This window comes from Rhodococcus sp. 14-2470-1a, from assembly GCF_002259425.1.
Lineage (GTDB): Bacteria > Actinomycetota > Actinomycetes > Mycobacteriales > Mycobacteriaceae > Rhodococcoides > Rhodococcoides fascians_E.
In genome coordinates, this window is the sequence record NZ_NPFZ01000025.1 from 100,384 (window position 1) to 120,310 (window position 19,927).

Annotated in this window: 20 protein-coding genes and 1 pseudogene; 11 read left to right on the forward strand and 10 right to left on the reverse strand. The window is 64.5% G+C overall.

Annotated features, from left to right (window positions below):
- The first annotated feature begins 19 nt into the window (after positions 1-19).
- A complete protein-coding gene (locus CH292_RS13950) occupies positions 20-706 on the forward strand; it encodes a TetR/AcrR family transcriptional regulator (RefSeq protein WP_019665132.1) in 687 nt (228 codons plus the stop codon).
- A gap of 7 nt (positions 707-713) precedes the next feature.
- On the opposite strand, the gene CH292_RS28915 is transcribed toward CH292_RS13950, so the two are convergent.
- Genes CH292_RS28915 through CH292_RS13965 form a run of 4 tightly spaced genes read right to left on the reverse strand, consistent with a single transcriptional unit; the run spans position 714 to position 4,122 of the window.
- The gene (locus tag CH292_RS28915; RefSeq protein ID WP_020110448.1) at positions 714-890 is read right to left on the reverse strand and encodes a hypothetical protein; all 177 of its coding nucleotides are present in this window, start codon (positions 888-890) and stop codon (positions 714-716) included.
- On the reverse strand, positions 887-1,708 hold the full coding sequence (locus CH292_RS13955; RefSeq protein WP_019665130.1) for a carbohydrate ABC transporter permease: 822 nt from the start codon (positions 1,706-1,708) through the stop codon (positions 887-889). Before CH292_RS13955 ends, CH292_RS28915 begins: the two co-directional genes overlap by 4 nt.
- On the reverse strand, positions 1,705-2,820 hold the full coding sequence (locus CH292_RS13960; RefSeq protein ID WP_179277970.1) for a carbohydrate ABC transporter permease: 1,116 nt from the start codon (positions 2,818-2,820) through the stop codon (positions 1,705-1,707). The genes CH292_RS13955 and CH292_RS13960 overlap by 4 nt, the downstream gene beginning before the upstream one ends.
- 30 nt (positions 2,821-2,850) lie before the next feature.
- On the reverse strand, positions 2,851-4,122 hold the full coding sequence (locus CH292_RS13965; protein ID WP_019665128.1) for an ABC transporter substrate-binding protein: 1,272 nt from the start codon (positions 4,120-4,122) through the stop codon (positions 2,851-2,853).
- Between the two features lie 196 nt (positions 4,123-4,318).
- On the opposite strand from CH292_RS13965, the gene CH292_RS13970 reads away from it, so the two are divergent.
- From CH292_RS13970 to CH292_RS13980, 3 genes are read left to right on the forward strand one after another with little or no spacing between them, the layout of a single operon-like run.
- Complete coding sequence (locus CH292_RS13970; protein WP_094655032.1) at positions 4,319-5,137, forward strand: DUF2786 domain-containing protein; 819 nt, start codon at positions 4,319-4,321, stop codon at positions 5,135-5,137.
- Positions 5,138-5,149: 12 nt separating this feature from the next.
- Complete coding sequence (locus CH292_RS13975) at positions 5,150-6,337, forward strand: sensor histidine kinase (protein WP_094655033.1); 1,188 nt, start codon at positions 5,150-5,152, stop codon at positions 6,335-6,337.
- Positions 6,334-7,317: a hypothetical protein gene (locus tag CH292_RS13980; RefSeq protein ID WP_094655056.1), complete on the forward strand. Its 984-nt coding sequence runs from the start codon at positions 6,334-6,336 to the stop codon at positions 7,315-7,317. Before CH292_RS13975 ends, CH292_RS13980 begins: the two co-directional genes overlap by 4 nt.
- Positions 7,318-7,323: 6 nt before the next feature.
- On the opposite strand, the gene CH292_RS13985 is transcribed toward CH292_RS13980, so the two are convergent.
- The 4 genes from CH292_RS13985 to CH292_RS14000 form a co-directional block, all read right to left on the reverse strand.
- Positions 7,324-8,400: an ABC transporter ATP-binding protein gene (locus CH292_RS13985; protein ID WP_026347797.1), complete on the reverse strand. Its 1,077-nt coding sequence runs from the start codon at positions 8,398-8,400 to the stop codon at positions 7,324-7,326.
- Positions 8,401-8,495: 95 nt separating this feature from the next.
- Positions 8,496-9,230 (reverse strand): MerR family transcriptional regulator, encoded by a 735-nt coding sequence (locus tag CH292_RS13990; protein ID WP_256978128.1) that lies wholly within the window; start codon positions 9,228-9,230, stop codon positions 8,496-8,498.
- Between the two features lie 77 nt (positions 9,231-9,307).
- On the reverse strand, positions 9,308-9,499 hold the full coding sequence (locus tag CH292_RS13995) for a helix-turn-helix transcriptional regulator (RefSeq protein WP_033189486.1): 192 nt from the start codon (positions 9,497-9,499) through the stop codon (positions 9,308-9,310).
- A 1-nt stretch (position 9,500) separates the two neighbouring features.
- A complete protein-coding gene (locus CH292_RS14000) occupies positions 9,501-9,905 on the reverse strand; it encodes a hypothetical protein (RefSeq protein ID WP_231383743.1) in 405 nt (134 codons plus the stop codon).
- Between the two features lie 82 nt (positions 9,906-9,987).
- On the opposite strand from CH292_RS14000, the gene CH292_RS14005 reads away from it, so the two are divergent.
- The 4 genes from CH292_RS14005 (at position 9,988) to CH292_RS14020 (ending at position 12,448) form a co-directional block, all read left to right on the forward strand.
- Complete coding sequence (locus CH292_RS14005; protein ID WP_020110459.1) at positions 9,988-10,323, forward strand: TfoX/Sxy family protein; 336 nt, start codon at positions 9,988-9,990, stop codon at positions 10,321-10,323.
- Between the two features lie 40 nt (positions 10,324-10,363).
- Positions 10,364-10,882, forward strand: a complete 519-nt coding sequence (locus CH292_RS14010; protein ID WP_094627647.1) for a TIGR04338 family metallohydrolase — start codon at positions 10,364-10,366, stop codon at positions 10,880-10,882.
- Positions 10,883-10,899: 17 nt separating this feature from the next.
- Complete coding sequence (locus CH292_RS14015) at positions 10,900-11,670, forward strand: LLM class F420-dependent oxidoreductase (protein ID WP_020110461.1); 771 nt, start codon at positions 10,900-10,902, stop codon at positions 11,668-11,670.
- Positions 11,671-11,839: 169 nt separating this feature from the next.
- Positions 11,840-12,448 carry a bifunctional 2-polyprenyl-6-hydroxyphenol methylase/3-demethylubiquinol 3-O-methyltransferase UbiG gene (locus CH292_RS14020; protein ID WP_094655034.1) on the forward strand — a complete coding sequence of 203 codons (609 nt, stop codon included), beginning with the start codon at positions 11,840-11,842 and terminating at the stop codon, positions 12,446-12,448.
- Here CH292_RS14020 and CH292_RS14025 read toward each other — a convergent pair.
- Together CH292_RS14025 and CH292_RS14030 are read right to left on the reverse strand one after the other, a co-directional pair.
- A complete protein-coding gene (locus tag CH292_RS14025) occupies positions 12,428-14,314 on the reverse strand; it encodes a S9 family peptidase (protein WP_256978130.1) in 1,887 nt (628 codons plus the stop codon). The two genes, CH292_RS14020 and CH292_RS14025, sit on opposite strands and share 21 nt — an antisense overlap.
- Before the next feature lie 20 nt (positions 14,315-14,334).
- Positions 14,335-14,916, reverse strand: coding sequence for a hypothetical protein (locus CH292_RS14030; RefSeq protein ID WP_143545759.1), 582 nt, complete (start codon positions 14,914-14,916; stop codon positions 14,335-14,337).
- A 221-nt stretch (positions 14,917-15,137) separates the two neighbouring features.
- On the opposite strand from CH292_RS14030, the pseudogene CH292_RS29365 reads away from it, so the two are divergent.
- The 3 genes and pseudogenes from CH292_RS29365 to CH292_RS14050 all read left to right on the forward strand — a co-directional run bounded on the left by CH292_RS29365 (position 15,138) and on the right by CH292_RS14050 (position 19,708).
- Positions 15,138-16,841, forward strand: a pseudogene (locus tag CH292_RS29365) (ABC transporter substrate-binding protein/permease).
- A gap of 2 nt (positions 16,842-16,843) precedes the next feature.
- The gene (locus CH292_RS14045; RefSeq protein ID WP_037183875.1) at positions 16,844-17,572 is read left to right on the forward strand and encodes an amino acid ABC transporter ATP-binding protein; all 729 of its coding nucleotides are present in this window, start codon (positions 16,844-16,846) and stop codon (positions 17,570-17,572) included.
- A gap of 93 nt (positions 17,573-17,665) precedes the next feature.
- Entirely contained in the window at positions 17,666-19,708 is a 2,043-nt protein-coding gene (locus tag CH292_RS14050) for a PhoX family phosphatase (RefSeq protein ID WP_094655037.1), read from the forward strand.
- Positions 19,709-19,927 lie beyond the last annotated feature (219 nt).

A 19,927-nucleotide genomic window follows, 5' to 3' on the forward strand; every position in this document is an offset into this window, starting at 1 on the left:
CGACACCTAGAATGACCAGATGCCTACCTCGCGAGATCCCGAAGCCCGCAGAACCAGGGCACGTGAGGAGTTCGTCGACGCGACGTTCAGGGTCATCGACGCGCACGGACCGAACCCGAGCATGAACGACATCGCGCGGGAGGCAGGTGCCACGAAGCCGAGGCTGTACCGGCAGTTCGCGGACAAGGCAGATCTGTACAGCGCCGTGGCACAGCGCATGGCCGACGAGGTCTACACGCTCGCCGTATCCGACTTCAACTTCCTGCTCGACGCACCGGTGTCCGCGCTACGACATGCGATCTCCGGTTACGCGGATGTGGTGGGGCGCCACCCCAACGTCTTCCGGTTCCTCGCCCAGTCCAGATCCACTCCCGAAGACCCTGCGATCGCTCCGCCCCTCGACATCGGGCGTGATATCGCGACACGCTTCGCCACCGTCGCGAAGACGATTCTCGATTCGGTCGACGCCGACACCTCGGGCATCGAATACGCGTGCCGCGCCGCCGTCGGGGCTCTCCTGGCCGCAACCGACCTCTGGCTGGACGACACGGAACTCGACGCAGGCGACTTCGTCGACCAACTCACGACCCTTGTCTGGGGACTGCTCGACGCATTCCTGCAGCGCAAGGAAATCGACCTCGACGGCGACGTGCCGATCTTCATGACCCTGGCAAAGCTCAAGGCAGGAGCGGAGCCGGCGGAGTGACCCGCCGTCAGGCTCGGATTTTGCGCACCACGTAGGTCAGGGCGGCGAGGAGGCCGAGCAGAAGGACGGAGGGCCAGACGGGCGGGTCGCCGCCGAGGATGCCTGCGACTGCGGCGATGAAGGCCATCAGTGCGAAGAAGCCGAGGATGCCGGCGAGGATCTGCAGGTGATCCTGAGCGGTCATGATTTCACGCCGCCTGCGGTGAGTCCGGAGATGATGCGGCGCTGGAAGATCAGCACCATGACGACGAGTGGGATGGCGACGATGGTTCCCGCTGCCATGATCGCCGCATACGGCACGACGTGTGGGTCGTTGCCGGAGAAGCGTGCGATGGCCACGGTGACGGGTTCGGTTTTGTCGCTGGAGAGCTGGCTGGCGAGCAGGTACTCGTTGACTGCGGCGATGAACGCGAGGATTGCGGTGGTGAAGAGTGCCGGCGCGGCCAACGGAAGCATCACCAGGCGGAATGCCTGGAACCGTCCGGCGCCGTCGATGCGGGCGGCTTCTTCCAGTTCCCAGGGCAGTTCGGCGAAGAATGCCGTCAGTGTGTAGATGGTCAGGGGCAGCACGAAGGAGATGTTGGGGATGATCATCGCCTGGTAGCTGCCGATCCATCCGATGTTCGTGAAGAACTGGAACAGCGGTGTCACCAGAGCGACGACGGGGAACATCGATGCTCCCAGGACGATGCCGACGACGATGTACTTGAATCGAAAGTCGATGCGGGACAGCGCGTATGCGCAGAAGATTCCGATCACCAGCGCGATGAACGTGGTGACGCCGCCGATGATCAGGCTGTTGGCGACTGCACGGAGGAAGTTGTTTCCGTTGCTCGTGGACAGAGCGTTGCTGAAGTTCTCCGTGGTCACGTGCGTCGGCCAGGGTGTGGTGTCGAACGTGTACCGCGGGTCGCGGAACGCAGTGACGGCCATCCAGTAGAACGGCGCGAGCCCCCATACGAGGATGATCACGACGCCGAGGTAGATACGGGCGGTCTTCATCGGATCGTGCCTTTTCTTTGGTTCTCCTGTGTGGCAACCGCGTTCGCGCCGAGGAATTTCACGAGCACGAAGGCGACGATGAAGATCATGACGAACGAGATGGTCGACAGGGACGCCGCTGCGTTGAACCCTTGCCGGATCTGCTCGACCACGAGAATCGAGATGGTCCGCGTCGCCGGGTTGCCCTCGGTGAGGATGGCGGGCAGGTCGTACATCCGGAGCGCGTCCATCGTGCGGAAGAGAATGGCCACCATCAGCGCGGGCTTGACGAGCGGAAGTGTGATCTTGGTGAACCGTTGCCACGCGGACGCCCCGTCGACGCGCGCTGCCTCGTACACATCGGACGGAATCATCTGCAGGCCTGCGAGAATCAGCAGTGCCATGAACGGTGTGGTCTTCCAGACGTCGGCGATGATGACCGCGAACCTTGCCGGCCACGCGTCTCCCGTCCACAGGATCTGTGTGCCGAGAAGCTTGTTGGCGATTCCGTCGTAGCTGAAGATGAAGTACCAGAGCTTAGCGGTCACCGCCGTCGGGATCGCCCACGGGATCAGAATGGCGGCACGCAACAAGGCACGGCCGGCGAACGTCTTGCCCATGATGACGGCCATCGCGAATCCGATGACCACCTCGATGGACACCGTCACGACGGTGAAGAACGCCGTGTTGCCGACCGCACCCCAGAACTGCGAGCCCAGGGTTCCCGGTGGGCACGGGACGAGCGTGCCCGACGCCGACGTGCACTGCTGCAGGATCCAGTGTGTGTAGTTGGAGAATCCGGCGCTACCGCCCTTGACGAACATTCCCGTCGCGGGATCGAGACCGGCGTCCTTCTGGAAGGACATGACGACGGCACGAATTACCGGATAGGCGATGACGATTGCGAGAATCACCAGAGTCGGGGCGATGAGCAACCAGGCGCGCCCGGCACTCAGCCCGAATCGCCTCTTCTTGTCGGTGCGCACATGCCGACCTGATGGAGTCACTCCGCTGGCTGCGCTCCCGCCTGATGAGGTCACTCCGCTGGCTGCGCTCCCGCCGCGGCCGGAGGATGATCCCCCGGCCGCGTCGACGTTTACAGCCCCACTGGGTTCACCAGTAGGTAGAGCCATGAAATTCTCCTGAAATCGAAAGCCGAAGGCTTAGTTAGCGCCTGCGGACTCGATGCCGGCCTGGATGTCGGCGATAGCCTGGTCGACCTGCTTCTCACCCTTGATCGCGGCGGCGGTGTTGTCCTGGATGGCCTTCGACACTGCCGGGTAGAACGGCGTGACGGGACGCGGGACCGCGTTCTCGATCGATTCCTTCAGGGCCGGGAGGTACGGCATCTCGGCGATGAGAGCCGGGTCGTCGTACAGCGATGCAAGTACGGGAGGCAGTGCGCCCTCGGCGATGATGCGCTGAGCCTGCTCACCCTGGAGGAAGCGAAGGAAGTCGGCGGCCGTGGCCTTGTTCTGCGAGAACGCGCTGATCGCTGCGTTGTATCCGCCGAGGGTGGAGGTTCCGACGCCGGTGACGCCGGGAAGTGGTGCGACACCGTACTTTCCGGCGACTGCGGAGCCTTCCTTGGCTGCTGTGCCGTAGACGTACGGCCAGTTACGCAGGTAGAGCGCCTTGCCGTCCTCGAATGCCTGCTGGCTCTCGGGCTCCTTGAACGTGGTGTCCTGGGCGGGGATGACGTTGTTCTGGAACGCCGTCACGAGTGCCTGCAGGCCTGCCTTGGCTTCGGGGGAGTCGACGGTCGGGGTCTTGCCGTCCTCGGCGACGAACGATCCGCCGTGGGCGTTGATGATCTCCGACGCGTTGACCGTCAGGCCCTCGTAGGACGCGAACTGTCCTGCGTAGCAGTCGATGTTGTTCTCCACGGCGACGGTGCAGCTGGCCGTCAGCTCGTCCCAGGTGGTTGGGGCTGCGGGCACGAGGTCGGTGCGGTAGAACAGCAGACCGCCGTTGGTGTTCTTCGGGGCCGCGTACTGGGTGCCGTTGTACGTCGCGCTGTCCACCGTCGACGGGAGGATTCCGGCGTTGTCGAGGGCGAATTCGCCCTCGAGCGGCACCAGCCAGCCCTTCGCCGCGAACTCGGCCGTCCAGATGACGTCGAGAGCCATCACGTCGTAGTCGCTCTGCTCGGCCTGAAGGTGCTGGACCAGGTCGTCGTGTGCCTGGTCGGCGTCGTTGGACTGTTCCTTGAAGGTGACCTGCTCGTCCGGGTTGGCCGCGTTCCACTCTTCGATGATCTGACGGACGACACCGGTTTCGGTGGTGTCCTTGCCTTCGACGTAGGTGATGGGTCCGCGGCCGTCGGTGTTCTCGGATGCGGAATCACTGGATCCGCTGTCGCTGGAACATGCGGTGAGCGTCAGTAGCGAGGCTGCTGTTGCGAGCACCGCCACCTTCGAGATCAAAGACGCCATGAGTTCTCTCCACTTGCTTCGTACACGGTGGTGTGTGTGGGAGGCGGCACAGTTGATGTGCGAATGTGCTCCCCCCGACGCACATGTCGATAGGAACTTATACACATTTCGGTCGCCGCGGGCCATTACCGGCGTTGCTGAATCGGTCAACCCTCACGCGACGGGTCTGTCGGTGAGTGGTTGTAGCCTCGCCCAGGTGACTTCGGACAAGATGCTGACCAGAATCGGTGGGCTTCTCCGCCAGGCGGAGTCGACGGACAATCCGCACGAGGCGGAAGCGTTCATGGAGGCCGCACAGCGTCTCGCGACGTCGACGTCGATCGATCTGGCCGTGGCCCGCTCGCACAGCGCTTCGCGCGAGAAGCAGGCGACGCCGACGCAGCGCGTCGTCCCCATCGGAGAGGCAGGCAAACGCGGTCTGAAGACGTTCGTCCAGTTGTTCGTCTCGATCGCTGCGGCCAACGACGTGACGTGCGACGTCGCACGGTCGTCGACGCAGGTGTTCGCCTACGGTTTCGCGTCGGACATCGACACCACCGAGGCGCTGTATTCGAGCCTTCTCGTCCAGATGGTGCGGGCGTCGGACGCCTACATCAAATCGGGCGAGTACAAGAACGAGACTGCGGTACGCACGGTGGTGGAAAAGATCGGTCGCCGACGCTACAAGCGCCAGGAGACGGTCGTCGTCGCTGCGGTCACGGCGCGGTTGAACTTTCAGACTGCCTTCGCCACGCGGGTGGGCAAGCGCCTCGCCGCGGTGAAGAAGGAGGCGGAATCGAAGGCAGTGTCCGAGGAGAAACCGGACGCGGGCACGGCTCTTGTCCTGCGGAACAAGGAGGTCGAGCTGAAGGATTACTACTCGTCGAACTCCACCGCGCGCGGCACCTGGCGGAGCCGAAGCGCGGGTGCGGGGTACTCGCACGGCGCCAGTCGCGCGGGGGACAGGGCGGGCCGCACTGCGCGGCTCGGGGGTGAAACCGAGATCAGCCGCGGTTCGAAGCAGCTCGGGCGGTAATCTGACCTCATCGTGACGTGGCGTAGGCAGACGGACAGCCGTGAATTCTCACCCGGCGAGCGCCTACGCATCCTGGTCGCCCGCTTCCTCGGGGTAGGTTTCGTCGGATATTTCTTCGTGTCGCTGTCCGGAATTGCGGAGGGCGCTGGCATTCTCGCGTCATGGTGGACGCCGCTGGCCGTGGTGCTGATCTTCGGTCCCGGTGTCGGATTGCTGGTCGCGGCGCTGGCTCGTCCCCGCCGTATCGGTCCAGCGGCAGGTTCGGCGGCCGTCGGAATTCTGATCGCCGCCTGCCTGTGGTTCCTCGCGTGGAACGGGGATGTGCTGCACGGTTCTGCACGGGGCACGTGGATGTCGGCGTTCGCGGGTATGGCTGGTCTGTGCGCGACACTCGCGTGGAAGCCGTGGATCGCGTTCGCCGTCCAGTTCGTCGCAACCTCGACCATCGCCACCGTCGACCAGGTCGGGTTGTTCGGCAACCGCGCATCACAGTCCGACATCGTCTATGCCGCGGTGTGGTCGTTCGGGTTGTCGGCGCTGTTGACCGCCGCGGTGATCATGGCGCTGCGGAGCGGATCGATACTGGATTCCACCAAGCAATCGCTCGATCGCAGTGCTGCGCTAGCCGCTGCCGCGCAGGCGCGCGAACGCGAGAAAGCGCGGTTCGATTCGCTGATCCACGACCAGGTGCTGAGCACTCTGCTGGCAACGGATCGCGCCGATCCCGGTGGCAGGCTCGTGACCGACGCGAGGTCTGCTCTGGCCGAGCTGGACCGCGTCGTCGACGATTCCAGCCGAGACGCGACGGTGTCGGCCGACGGCATATTCGCGCAACTGTCCACGTTGGGAGTGGACCACGGTGTCGCCGTCGGAGCAACCGTCGACGACGGTCGCTCTCAATACCCGGGAGCTGTGGCGTCCGCGGTGGTGGGCGCCTCGGCAGAGGCCGTACGCAACAGCGTCGTGCACGCGGGCCCCGCCGCGCAGTGCCGTATCGCCGTCGAGCTACGTCCCGGCCTCGTCCGTGTGACCGTCGAGGACGACGGTGTCGGATTCGACACCGCTACAACAGGGTCCGGCCGTCTCGGCATCGACGTCAGCATCGTCGGCCGGATGGCGCAGCTCGACGGCGGATGGTCTCGTATCCGCAGCGAGCCGGGTGCGGGCACGACGGTGATCGTCGAGTGGGCGGCGGTATGAGCTCGCTGCGGGGTGACGCGTCGACGATCATCGGAATGCAGTCACGGGGCTCTTACGCCGTCACCGCGTCGGTCGTGACTGCGGCTGCGGTCGCGATTCTGGGCCCCGGCGGCGACGGTGTCGCCGAGAAGTGCCTGGTGATAGCGCTTCTCGCGGTCGGCGCTGCGCTCCTCGTCGCCGTTCCAGGCGATCCGTTTCCGAAGTGGGCCGCAGTGACCGTCGCAGCGGTGCCGGCCGCGCAGTTCGTTGCACTGATCCGCGTCGTGGACACGGGGGCGACTCAGTCCCAGGCGGTGACCACCACGGTCGGGGGAGGGGCGGCGCTCTGCGCGTTCCTCTGTGTACGGGGGAGGATTCGCTGGGCGTGGGCAGGCCAACTGGCCGCGTTCGCGGTGTACTGGACCGCTGCCCCTGACTTCGCCGGTGCAGCATCGACTTTCGTCACGGGTGCCGGGGTCATGATCATGGCGACGTTCTTCGCTTTCGCCGTCCGGCCGGCAGCAGCGTCGATCTACTCGCTCCGCCGAGAACGCGCAGCGACGTTCGCCGAGCGCGCCGCCGTGAGCGCGGCCGAACAGGAACGTGAGCACCAACTACACCGGCTCGACGACTTGGTTCGCCCTGTCCTGAGGCGCATCGCCGACAACCCACTGGACGACGCCGCCCGCACCGAGGCGCTGCTGGTGGAAGCCACCCTGCGGGACAGCATTCGCGCCCGCGCACTGGACGTGCCGGTGGTGGTGGCCGCAGCGCGAGCCGCCCGCGAGCGGGGCGTCACCGTGCAGTTGCTCGACGACGGTGGCCTGACCGACCAACCTCGTCGGGTCGCTGACGAGGTACGCCGCGCGGTGGCGCGCAGTTTGGACGGTGCGGACGCAGGGACCGTCACCGTGCGCATCCACCCGGCGGGGCGGACGGCACTGGCGACGATCGTGGTGACCGACGGCGACGACGTTGTTCGTACGGAACTCCCTACGTGAGTGGGGTCAGCTGAGCCGGACCCCGGCCTCGGAGCCGTCGAACACGTGCGCATGCGCCTCGTCGAATCGGATGCCGACCACGTCACCTTTCTGCGGGGGATCACGCCAGTCCGCGCGGGCGACGATCGTCTGGGTGGTGCCGTTGATGTCGGCCCGACCGAAGACGAAGGCCTCGGAACCGAGTTCTTCGACGACGTCGACCTCCAACTTCAGCCCGTCGGACACGATGTCGACGTGCTCGGGGCGAATGCCGAACACCACTTCGCTACCGGTCGAGCCGGCGAGCGTGCCCCGCGACACCGGGATGATCTGGTCACCGATCCGCACGCCACCATCGGTGACGGGTACGCGGAACAAGTTCATCGACGGCGAGCCCATGAATCCGGCGACGAAGACGTTGGTCGGCGTGCGGTACAACTCGCGGGGTGATGCGCACTGCTGCAACACACCACCTTTGAGCACCGCCACCCGGTCGCCCATGGTCATCGCCTCGACCTGATCGTGGGTGACGTAGACGGTGGTCGTCGCGAGCCTGCGCTGCAGCTGAGCGATCTGCGTGCGCGTCTGCACTCGAAGTTTTGCGTCGAGGTTGGACAGCGGTTCGTCCATCAGGAACACCTGTGGTTGACGAACGATGGCCCGCCCCATGGCAACTCGCTGTCGCTGACCACCGGACAGCGCTTTGGGCTTGCGGTCGAGGTACGCCTCCAGGTCGAGAAGCTTGGCCGCCTCGAGGACGCGATTGCGGATCTCGTCCTTGCTCGCCTTCGCGAGCTTGAGGGCGAAGCCCATGTTCTCGGCGACGGACATGTGCGGGTACAGCGCGTAGTTCTGGAACACCATCGCGATGTCGCGATCCTTGGGCTCGGCGTGGGTGACATCCTTGCCGCCGATGAGGATGCGGCCGCTGTTCACCTCCTCCAGACCGGCGAGCATGCGCAGCGACGTGGACTTACCGCAGCCCGACGGGCCGACGAGGACAAGGAATTCGCCGTCGGCGATCTCCAGGTCCAACGCATCCACCGCGGGGGTGTCGGAGCCGGGAAAAAGCCTGGTGGCACGGTCGAACGTGATCGAAGCCATGAAAAACAGATCCCTCCACCGGCAGGAACGTGCCGGACGATCCGAGTGTTGGGTGCCGACGGATGCCGACGACGAATGGTAACCGCACCCGTCGGCTACGTTCCGAAAACCGGCCAGCCGATCTCGGTTCGCCATCGACTCGGGTCGGCAGTGTCGCGTGGTCCGACGTGATAGATCTCGTGCACCGGCCCGGCGATCGCGAGGCCGTTCGATTCGACGTACACCCCGAGCGCACCGTAGGTGACATCGATGTCGTCGTGGCTGCCGTGGTGCACCGTCGTCGCCAGCTCCGTTCCGCCGATCGTCAGCGGTTGCACCCGTCCCAGCCGGGGTGCATCGGTCGTGGGCAGGTACACCGTCATCGTTCCGCGGCCGTCGGTGAACAGGTCGTTGTCGTACAACCCGCCAGGACTGCCGACGGGGGAGACCACCGCGGCGAGCTCGGCCATGGCGTCGGAATACCACTCGAGCATGTTCGACGAGTCCACCTCGCCGGATATCGCCGCGATCGTGACCTTGTCGGTGACGAGACGCGTGACCTCCACGGAAGCCCCGGTCGGTCGGAGGAGCCTCTTCATCGCGCTGATCGACGACTCCGCTTCCTTCACCTGACGTTCGAGCCGTTCCAGATGCCCCAGAATCAGCCCGGCCCGCTGCGTCGGGTCCGGGGTGGTGACGATCGCCCGCACCTCGCGCTCCGGCATGTCGAAACTGCGAAATCGGCGGATGATCTGAGCCGTCGGTACCTGCGCCGTCGTGTAATAGCGATAACCGGAGTGGGCGTCGACCTCGGCGGGTTCGAGCATGCCGGATTCGGGCAGTCCCGTCACTCTGCGGTTCTGTTTCGAGCTGGACGACGCCGAGAAGATTCGAGTTCTTCGTATCCGGCCGTAGGTCCGGTCCGGCGTCATTGCGGGTCGAAGATGTCCTCGATTCGGCATCGGAAGACCGCGGCAAGCTGGAATGCGACGGGCAGGCTCGGGTCGTAGCGTTCCTTCTCGATCGAGATGACGGTGAGCCGTGTGACGCCGATGCGGTCGGCGAGATCTGCTTGGGACCAACCGAGTTGGAGTCGTCGTCGTCGAACGTCGTTCTTCATCTCACGCGAGGGTTCGTCGGCGCTCGATCGCGTAGCGTGTGGTGCACGATGCGAGGGCGACGAGCAGCAGTCCGATCAACAGTGTCGCTGCCGGGACATCGATTCGACCGATGGACACTGCCGCGAGGCCGAGGCCGATCACGATGATCAGATCGGTAGCTGTTCCGCTCAATGCTGCACTGAGCCAAGTGGATTCGACGTCACCCTCGGACGGTCCCTGTTTCGGAATCGTCACAGGCGCCACCCAGAACAACCATCCGAGTGCGCCACACGCCGGGAGCGCACACAGTCCGAAGACTATCGCGGACAGCCCCGGCGCGACCGGGGACAGGAGCCAGGCCGCTGCGGCGACGAGCAGGGCTGCAGCAAGCCCGGTCGATCCGGCGTAGAACCAACGACGGGTCATGTCCATCCTCCGATGTATAGGAAGCTATACGTATAGCGGACTATACATCGACGAGGCGCCTCCCGCGTCCTAGTATCCGTCCATGGCGTACGACGCGGAATTGGCGGATCGGATCCGCGAAGCACTCGTCGACGAGCCGTCCGTCGTGGAGAAGAAAATGTTCGGCGGACTGCAGTTCATGGTCCGCGGCAAGATCGCCGTCGGTGCCCACTTCGACGGCGAACTGCTCGTCAAAACCGATCCCGCGCAGACGGAAGAACTGGTTTCTCGACGAGGAGCACGAGCCGCGGTCATGGGAGATCGCGACATGGGCAACGGCTGGATCACCGTCGACTCCGACGGTGTGGCCGGTGACGGTCTGGACTACTGGATCGGCGTTGCCCTGGAGTACAGCGAGCGCACCCACCCGCAGAGGTGAATCCGCCGGAACCGGACGTGAACGGTCGGTGGGCGGCATTATGATCGCGCCGGTGAAGACGAGGGACTCGCAGCGTTCCAAGGTGTACGAGGCGGAGACGATGGTCCGGCGCATGTTCGATCGCGCCGAGGAGCACACTGTGCGGTCCGTGGAGATACACGGCTCCACCATCACGCTGCCGGTGGAGCGGAAGTTCGCGTCGATCGAGTCCGTGCAGAGGTATGTCGATGCGGTTCTGGCGATGAACTGGGTGCAGGCCCGGTGGCCGCATGCGGACGGCGTCGTACATGTTCGTGAGCGGTCCGGCACCGGGGCGTCGCACTACGAACCGGACACTCAGACCATCGCCGTTCCGCTTCACCGCCGGAACGAGGCGTGGGCGCTGCGTGAACTGGTGGTTCTGCACGAGCTGGCGCATCACTTCGATCGCGCCGAGAACTCCTCGCACGGTGGAGAGTTCGTGGATCTGTTCATCACTTTGGTCGGCGAGATCATCGGCCAGGAAGCCGGGTTCGTGCTGCGCGCGACGATGCTGGACTGCGGCGTCAGCATCGGATAGCGCGCATACTGGAGGTCATGACTGTGAAAATCGGCGTTCAGCTTCAGCCCCAGCACGCTCCCGACTACCAGCTCATCCGCGACGCGGTTCTCCGTTCCGAGGACGCAGGCGTCGACATCGTCTTCAACTGGGACCACTTCTATCCGCTGTACGGCGACCTCGACGGCGAGCATTTCGAGTGCTGGACCATGCTCGGCGCGTGGGCCGAGCAGACGTCGAACGTGGAGATCGGCGCCCTCGTCACCGGCGGCGGCTACCGCAACCCGGATCTGCTCGCCGACATGGCTCGCACCGTCGACCACATCAGTGGAGGTCGGCTTGTCCTCGGCATCGGTGCCGGGTGGAATCAGAAGGACTACGACAACTTCGGTTACGAGTTCGGCACACCGGGTTCACGGCTGAAGCTCCTCGCCGAGTACCTGCCGCGCATCGTCGATCGTTTGAAGGCCGGCAACCCGGCGCCGACGCGCGACATCCCCATCCTCATCGGCGGCGGCGGTGAGAAGAAGACCCTCAAGCTCGTCGCTCAGTACGCACACATCTGGCACAGCTTCGCCGATCTCGACGAGTTGAAGCGCAAGTCCGGGATCCTCGCCGAGCACGGCGACACCGTCGGGCGCGACGTCAGCTCGATCGCCAGGTCCGTCGCCTGGCCGGGCGCGGACAAGGCTCAGGGCTTCGTCGACGCCGGGGCCACGTTGTTCACCGTCGGAACCAGTGGTCCCGACTACGACCTGACCGAGCTGAAAGAGGCCATCGCCTGGCGGAAATCCGCGAACGACGGCTAGAGCCCTTCATCGACAATTTTGCCATTTCGGCAAAGCTAATTGCCGAACGCCCGCAGGTGGGGCATGTTGGTCTCATGACGGAAATGGATGTGTTCTCGGCAAGTTCCGAGGCGGAGGTCTGCGAGATCGTGCTCGGCAGTGCTCGTCATGGATTCGAGGTGACCGGCCGATGATCATGGACGAGAAGTTCTGGGACGACATGCACTCGGGCAGCGGCTCAGGTTGGAGCGGCAATCCCAATCCGGTTCTCGTGCAGCAGGTCGCGGATCTGAAGCCCGGGCGTGCGCTGGACATCGGCTGCGGGCAGGGCGACGATGCGAGATGGCTGGCGTCGAAAGGATGGACCGTCACGGCGTCGGACATCTCCTCCGTTGCTCTCGCTCGCGCCGCCGAGCGCGCGGAGGGCACCGGGGACATCACCTTCGTCCACGCGGACTACGTGGCCGAGGCACCGGCGGCCGCGGCATTCGACCTGGTGACATTGCAATACTTCGCGATCCCCAAGGCGAATCCCGCCGCGGCTCGCGCGATCGCCGACGCCGTCGCGCCGGGCGGGACTCTCCTCGTCGTGAATCACGACGTGGGTGCCGACCAGGAGTGGAACGGGATCAAGCCGTCGGACTTCTTCGAACCACACGGCATCGCTGAGCTCCTGGACGAGTCGTGGACGATCGAGGTCGACGAGACGCGACCTCGGTCGACTGCGCCGCCCGCGGGGGCGCATCACACTCACGACACCGTTCTCCGGGCCCGTCGGCTACTTCGCCCGACCGCCTAGGTGTTCGGCGAGGAACTTCTCGACCGCACGGTAGAACGTGATGTTGTTCTCCGGATTGACGAAGCCGTGCCCTTCGTCGTCGAAGACCAGGTAGTCGACCTCGACGCCCCTCGCTCGAAGCCGCTCGACGACGTTGTCCGATTCGGCCTTGACCACGCGGGCGTCGTTGGCGCCCTGGGCGATCATGAGCGGGCGGGTGACGTCGTCGAGCCGAGAAATCGGTGACCGAGCAAGCATGTCCGCTTCCTGTTCCGGGATCGCGGGGTCGCCCACGTACCGGTACCAGTTGTTGACCAGGCCCGGCCGCGCGAACGCCGGTTGTGTACGCATGAAATTGGCGAGGTCGGAGACCCCGACGTAGTCGATCGATGCCGCGAACACCTCCGGCGTGAACGTGGCGCCCACGAGGGCCGCGTACCCGCCGTAGGACCCGCCCATGATGGCGACGCGGTCACGATCGGCGTAACCCTGGGCCACAGCCCATTCCACGCCGTCGACGAGATCGGTGTGCATCTTGCCCGCGAATTCACCGATCGCGGCCTGAGTGTGGGCCTTGCCGAATCCCGTCGATCCACGAAAGTTGATCTGCAGCACGGCATATCCGCGATTGGCGAGAAACTGCACACCCGGCGTGTACCTCCACGCGTCCCGGTACCACGGTCCACCGTGCACGAGAACGACCATCGGCAAGTTGGCCGGTTCGACACCCACAGGGAGCGTCAGGTACGACGGCAGCGGCAATCCGTCGCGGGCCTCGATCGTCACCGGTGTCATGACCGCCATGTCACGCGGGTCGAGGTGCGGATACGGCCGAAACAGCATCCGGCTCTCACCCGACTCGTGGTCGTAGAAGTACGTGACGTTGGGGTCACGGTCGTGCGTGAAACTGACTACCCATTTGTTGCCGGAGTCATCGGAGGACAGGGCTCCCACGTCACCGTCGGACAAGGCCTCCACGTTCTTCAGGACCTCGGCGAAACCCGCATCCACTGCGTGAATTACCTGGCGCTCGCCGAGGTACCGCACGCCGATGAGCTCACCCGTCGACCTGTCGAGGATCAGGGGCGAGCCACTCTGTTCGACAGCACGCCGAGACGCATCCAGCTCCATGCTCGGATGACTGTCGACGACGGTCTCCTCACCCGTCTCCAGGTCGACGCGCGCAAGCACCGTCAGATCACTGTTCGTGACGGAGTCGACCAACAATCCCGTGCCGTCGGCGGTCGGGTGCGTCAGGGTCACGCCGTACGGATAATCGGAACCGTCGAACGTCGTCACGTGGGTGACGTCGTCGGATCCCGTGCGCCGACGGGAAATCTTCATGTGACCCTCGTCGGTGAACTCGGCCAGGAGGAGATCGCCTCCGACGCCTGCACTCCAGCCCGTCCCTGGTCCGGGGCTCTCGCCGATGACCGTCAATTCTCCTGTGGCGATCACCAATTCGTACAGATCGAACTCGGCGAGGCTCCGCGCGTTCATGGCGAAGGTGAACACGCCGTCCTTGTCGCGGGACTGTTCCAACGAGTAAACCCGCGATCCAGGGAACGGGGTCAGGTCGACGGCGTCGGCCTGCGGGTCGTGCAGGTCGACGCGAAAGACGTGGTGGTTCTCGTCTCCACCGGAATCCTGAAGGTACAGAAGCCAGCGAGGATCATCCGTCCACCGATAGTCGAGCACACTACGGACATCGTCGGCGGTGACACAGCGCTCTTCGGAGCCTTCCTCGAGGTCTTGGATCCACACGTTCAAACGGTTACGCCACGGCGCGAGGTAGGCGATCCTGCTGCCGTCGGGGGAGATCGACGCCCCGGTGCGCTCGGGCGCGCCGAAGAAATCCTCGATCGAGATCAGGTCGGGTGCAGTCATGTCTTCTCCGTTTCCTTCGTTCACATCGATGTCCATATCGTTTCCATGTCGAGAATCTTGTTGTGCCGCAACGTCAATGCACGTTCCATCGCGGCGACGATCCCGGCGAACACCAGGGCCGTGTTCGCCCACACCGGCAATTGAATCGGCGAGACGAACGTTCCGAAGCGTTCGGCCACCGCCGGGATTCCGGTCGCGATCTCCAGCGCGAACGGAACCGCCAGAACCAAGTTGACGATCAGAAGAGCGATCGCCACCCACCCGATGACCCTGCTGACAACCGGGTGGTGCTCGCCCAGGCGTCGCCGACGGTCTTCGAGCGTCCCTCGCACCGGCGTGAGCCTGCGCCCGACGCCGTCGCGTCTCGAGAAATGGACCCGGGTGACACCGTAGAGCGACGCGGCGACGTCGATTCGGCCGTCGGCGACAGCGAACGACGCGGGCAAGTCCTGCGTCGATACGAGCCGCCCGTCCGCGTAGAGCTGAGCCGTATCGCCGTCGGCGATGTCGACCTCGACCGTGAACCGAGTCCCGGCGAGGTCGAGCTCGTACAGGTACCTGTTCAGTACCTGCCACGGCCGCAACGGCGTCAACTTCCTCATGACTCCGAAGCCTTCCGGACCTGCTCGCGTCGGGGCAGTGCGCGCGGTCACCGGTTCTTGTTACAACGTCACGGATCGACGATGACGAATGTCATGGCGACGGGCGGAATACAACGCCGACGATGCGAGTTGGTTAACACGTTCGCAATCCGGGTACCGATCACCAGCTCAGGCACGTTAGCCTCAGTGGTCATCGAAACCATGCACCGAGGAGTTCTCTCTTGACCAGTCGACGTTTACGAGGCCGCGCCATCGCGGCTGTCGCTGCGGCGCTCGCACTCACGCTCGGGGCGGCAGCCTGCGGGGGCGACAACAGCTCGGGCGGGACAGGGGAGAACGCACTCGCCGGTTCCGACCAGCAGTCCCTCGACAAGTACACCACCGAGGACGTGACACCGCTCGATCAGATCGACACCGCGAACCTCGGCCTCATCAAGCCGGGAACGCTGTACGTCGGCACGCTGTCCGACGCCCCGCCGAACATCTTCATCGACGAGGCAGGCAACTTCACCGGCTTCGACAACGAGCTGCTGAAGGCCGTTGCTGCGAAGCTCGACCTGACCGTCGAGTTCTCCGCCACCGAGTTCTCCTCGCTGCTCGCAGCGGTCAACAACAAGGTGTACGACGCCGGATCCTCGTCGATCTCGACGACGGACGCCCGCCGCAACACCGTCGGGTTCACCAACGGTTACGACTTCGGTGAAATGGCGCTCGTCGCGAAGAACGACTACGCGGTCAAGACCATCGCCGAGCTGGACGACCAGCAGCGCATCGGTGTCGTGCAGGGCACGGTTCAGGACGACTACGTCACCAACACCCTCGGCATCGAGCCGGTTCGCTTCCCGGACTACAACACTGCGTACGCGAACGTGAAGTCCGGCCAGATCGACGCGTGGGTCGCTCCGTCGCAGCAGGCTTCGGGCCAGGTGAAGGCCGAGGACGGCGTCGCCATCCTGGAGAAGACGATCAACACCACCAACTTCACGGCGTTCGCTGTCGCGAAGGACAACCAGCCTCTCATCGACGCGCTGAACTCAGGCCTCGACGCTGTGGTGGCGGACGGTACCTGGAGCACCCTCGAGAAGGAGTGGTACCCGGACCGCGAGGTTCCGGCGGACTGGAAGCCGGGCAGCAAGGCATCCACCCCTCCGGCGAACTAGAACATGAGCACACTGTCGAATCTGTACGACACGTTCTTCGACTGGGAACTCATCTGGGACACCGTTCCCAAACTGATCACCGTCGGATTGCCGAACACCCTCATCTTGGCGGCGTCGTCGGGGGTCATCGGTACGGTGATCGGGCTCGGGCTGGCGGTGGCGGGTATCTCCCGCACCCGCTGGCTCCGGTGGCCGGCGCGGGTGTACACGGACATCTTCCGTGGCTTGCCCGCGGCGGTCGTCATTCTTCTCATCGGCCTCGGATTCGGGCCGACGCTGACCGAGTACACCGGCAGCCGCAGCCCGTTTCCGCTCGGCATCCTGGCGCTGTCGCTCATGGCGGCGGCGTACTTCGGCGAGATCTTCCGCTCCGGCATTCAGAGCGTCGATTCCGGTCAGCTCGAGGCGTCACGGGCTCTGGGCTTCAGCTACCGGAAATCGATGACGCTCGTCGTGGTTCCCCAAGGCATCCGCCGCGTCCTGCCCGCGATCGTCAATCAGTTCATCTCGCTGATCAAGGACAGTTCGCTGATCTACTTCCTCGGCTTGCTCGCGTCGCAACGTGAGTTGTTCCGAGTCGGTCAGGACACCGCCGCGCAGACCGGCAACCTGTCACCGTTGCTCGCGGCAGGCGTGTTCTATCTGTTCCTGACGATTCCGCTGACCCACCTGGTCAACTTCATCGACAAGCGGCTGCGATCGGGCAAGGCCGACACATCGGGAACGTTGGATCCGGTGGAAAAGATCATCGCGGTGGAGAGGTAGTCATGTCTTCGGTTTCATTGACCGGCACCGATATTCACCTCGCGTTCGGTACCAACAAGGTGCTGCGCGGAGTCAACATCCATGTCGACGCAGGCAAGACCACGACGGTCATCGGCCCGTCCGGTTCCGGAAAGTCCACGCTGCTGCGTGCACTCAACCGTCTGCACGAGCCGGACCAGGGCGACATCCTGCTCGCCGGCAAGTCGGTACTGAAGGACAATCCGGACGATCTCCGTCAACGGATCGGCATGGTCTTCCAGCACTTCAACCTGTTCCCGCACAAGACCGTTGCCGAGAACATCGCACTCGCGCCCCGCAAGCTGAAAGGCCTGTCGAAGGACGCGGCACGGGCCGCGGCGCTCGAACAGCTCGAGCTCGTCGGACTGTCCGCGAAGGCCGATTCGCGCCCCGGCAACCTTTCCGGAGGCCAGCAGCAGCGTGTGGCGATCGCCCGAGCTCTGGCCATGAAGCCGGAGGTCATGTTCTTCGACGAGGCGACCTCCGCATTGGACCCGGAGCTGGTCAAGGGCGTCCTCGCCCTGATGTCCGACCTCGCTTCCGGCGGCATGACCATGGTCGTCGTGACGCACGAGATGGGCTTCGCCCGTTCGGTGTCCAACAAGGTTCTGTTCATGGACCACGGCAGTGCCGTCGAAACCGGAACTCCTGATCAGCTGTTCGACGATCCGCACACCGATCGTCTCAAGCAGTTCCTGTCCCAGGTTCTGTAGCCCTATGCGAATGGAAGTTAGGTAAGGCTCGTTGGTCGTGACTTCACCATCACGTTCCTTTACCTTCGCTTTTGACTGACACTCTCCCCGTTCATGAAGCTTCTCCCAATTCTCTCGGTTCATGACGGCAGTTCCTCGCGATCGAACCTGACGTGCAAGTACAAGTGCGGAGACGCGTGCTTCCACGAGGTCCCGAACACGTCGAAGGGCCAGTACTTCGGCGACATCGTCAAGACGGCGATGTCGAGGCGTGGAGTGCTGCGCGGCGGCGCGATGGCCGTCGTCGCGGTCGGTGCCGGTGGTGTTCTCGCTGCCTGCAGCACGGACGAGCCTGCAGCTACCGGTTCTGCCGGGGCGACGGACACCCCGCCCGTCGACGGCGTCGACTTCACCGCTGTCGCACCCAACACCGAAGACGCCGTCGTCGTCCCCGAGGGGTACGAGCAGGGCATCATCATTCGGTGGGGCGACCCTGTGCTCGAGGGTGCGCCGGAGTTCGACTTCGACAACCAGACCGCAGCCGCACAGGCCATGCAGTTCGGTTTCAACAACGACTTCGCGGGTCTGCTACCCATCGAGGGAACCCCGAACGCGTACTTGCTGGTGGTCAACCACGAGTACACCACCGAGCCGTTTCTGTTCAAGGGATACGACGAGGAGAACCCGACGCGCGAGCAGTTCGACATCGCGCTTGCCGCACATGGCCTTTCGGTCCTGCAGGTGAACGGTGAGTCCGGTTCGGGCAAGCTGACTCCGGCGTTCAGCCAGTACAACCGTCGTATCACCGGTACCACCGAATTCGTCATCACCGGCCCCGCCGCGGGCAGCGATTTCCTCAAGACCTCCGTCGACCCGACCGGAACCAAGGCGTTCGGCACGTTCAACAACTGTGCCGGTGGCCTGACGCCGTGGGGGACGGTGCTCTCGGGTGAAGAGAACATCAACCAGTACTTCGGCAACGCGGAGTCGGTCACCGATCCCGTCGTCGCCGAGCGTCTCGCGCGCTACGGCATCGAAGGAGCCGCGAGCGATCGCAAGTGGGAGCGCTTCGACAAGCGATTCGACATCGCGCAGGAACCCAACGAGGTCAACCGATTCGGCTACGTCGTCGAGGTCGATCCGTGGGATCCGAACTCCACTCCGATCAAGCACACCGCTCTGGGCCGTTTCAAGCACGAGGCCGCGACGATCTACGTCACCGACGACGGCACGGTCGTCGCCTACAGCGGTGACGACGAGCGATTCGACTACATGTACAAGTTCGTGTCCAGTCGAAAGATGATGTCCGGCAACGGGCAGGCCGCCATGAGGCACAATCGAACCATCCTCGACGCGGGCACGCTGTACGTCGCCGTGCTCACGGGCGATGCACCCGACGCCATCGACGGCAGCGGAACCCTTCCGCCGTCGGGCAAGTTCGCCGGCAAGGGTGAGTGGATTCCGCTGCTTCGCACCGGTGAGGACGGACGAGGAGAGTCCCTCGTCGACGGCATGTCCGCCGAGGAGGTCGCGATCTTCACCCGCCAGGCAGGCGACAAGGTCGGGGCCACGAAGATGGACCGCCCGGAGGACTTCGAGCCCAACCCGGTCACCGGCAAGGTGTACGTGGCGCTGACCAACAACACCAACCGCGGCACCGAGGGCAAAGCCGCTGCCGACGAAGCGAACCCGCGCAACAAGAACAAGAACGGTCAGGTCCTCGAACTGGAAGACGACCACGCAGGCACCACCTTCGTGTGGAATCTGCTCATCGTCGCGGGAGACCCGAACGAGGCGGACACCTACTTCGGCGGTTTCGACAAGAGCCAGGTCAGCCCGATCTCCTGCCCGGACAACCTCGCGTTCGACTCCAAGGGCAACCTGTGGGTCTCGACGGACGGCAACGCTCTCGAATCCAACGACGGCCTGTTCGCGGTGGTCCTCGACGGCGATCGCCGCGGCGAGACCCGGCAGTTCCTGACGGTCCCTGCGGGCGGTGAGACCTGTGGTCCGATCATCCAGGACGAGCGCGTCGTCGTCGCCGTGCAGCACCCGGGTGAGTTCGACGAGGCGTCTGCTGACAACCCCATGTCGCACTGGCCCGACGGTGGCGATTCCCAGCCCCGCCCCTCGATGGTGGCGGTCTGGAAGGTCTAGCTACCTGGAACTCGTACAGCACGATTCGCGGAAGGCGCGCACAGCCCACAGGGCTGTGCGCGCCTTCCGCATTGTTAGGTCTCATTCAAATAATTGACTGCATCTGTGAATTCTCTTCACAGTCCCGGCCAGGGGCGAGGTTCGGTTGACCTTGGGTAACGGTTGTGTAAACCTCGAATTCTCAGACCTAGCGGGTGGGACCTTCGTCACAGAGCGAGC

Excerpts from the sequence above, each read along its gene's own strand:
- CH292_RS13950 (WP_019665132.1), top strand. The coding sequence starts at position 20 with ATGCCTACCTCGCGAGATCCCGAAGCCCGCAGAACCAGGGCACGTGAG.
- CH292_RS28915 (WP_020110448.1), bottom strand. The coding sequence starts at position 890 with ATGACCGCTCAGGATCACCTGCAGATCCTCGCCGGCATCCTCGGCTTC.
- CH292_RS13955 (WP_019665130.1), bottom strand. The coding sequence starts at position 1,708 with ATGAAGACCGCCCGTATCTACCTCGGCGTCGTGATCATCCTCGTATGG.
- CH292_RS13960 (WP_179277970.1), bottom strand. The coding sequence starts at position 2,820 with ATGGCTCTACCTACTGGTGAACCCAGTGGGGCTGTAAACGTCGACGCG.
- CH292_RS13965 (WP_019665128.1), bottom strand. The coding sequence starts at position 4,122 with ATGGCGTCTTTGATCTCGAAGGTGGCGGTGCTCGCAACAGCAGCCTCG.
- CH292_RS13980 (WP_094655056.1), top strand. The coding sequence starts at position 6,334 with ATGAGCTCGCTGCGGGGTGACGCGTCGACGATCATCGGAATGCAGTCA.
- CH292_RS13985 (WP_026347797.1), bottom strand. The coding sequence starts at position 8,400 with ATGGCTTCGATCACGTTCGACCGTGCCACCAGGCTTTTTCCCGGCTCC.
- CH292_RS13995 (WP_033189486.1), bottom strand. The coding sequence starts at position 9,499 with ATGAAGAACGACGTTCGACGACGACGACTCCAACTCGGTTGGTCCCAA.
- CH292_RS14000 (WP_231383743.1), bottom strand. The coding sequence starts at position 9,905 with ATGACCCGTCGTTGGTTCTACGCCGGATCGACCGGGCTTGCTGCAGCC.
- CH292_RS14005 (WP_020110459.1), top strand. The coding sequence starts at position 9,988 with ATGGCGTACGACGCGGAATTGGCGGATCGGATCCGCGAAGCACTCGTC.
- CH292_RS14010 (WP_094627647.1), top strand. The coding sequence starts at position 10,364 with ATGATCGCGCCGGTGAAGACGAGGGACTCGCAGCGTTCCAAGGTGTAC.
- CH292_RS14015 (WP_020110461.1), top strand. The coding sequence starts at position 10,900 with ATGACTGTGAAAATCGGCGTTCAGCTTCAGCCCCAGCACGCTCCCGAC.
- CH292_RS14020 (WP_094655034.1), top strand. The coding sequence starts at position 11,840 with ATGATCATGGACGAGAAGTTCTGGGACGACATGCACTCGGGCAGCGGC.
- CH292_RS14025 (WP_256978130.1), bottom strand. The coding sequence starts at position 14,314 with ATGACTGCACCCGACCTGATCTCGATCGAGGATTTCTTCGGCGCGCCC.
- CH292_RS14030 (WP_143545759.1), bottom strand. The coding sequence starts at position 14,916 with ATGAGGAAGTTGACGCCGTTGCGGCCGTGGCAGGTACTGAACAGGTAC.
- CH292_RS14045 (WP_037183875.1), top strand. The coding sequence starts at position 16,844 with ATGTCTTCGGTTTCATTGACCGGCACCGATATTCACCTCGCGTTCGGT.
- CH292_RS14050 (WP_094655037.1), top strand. The coding sequence starts at position 17,666 with ATGAAGCTTCTCCCAATTCTCTCGGTTCATGACGGCAGTTCCTCGCGA.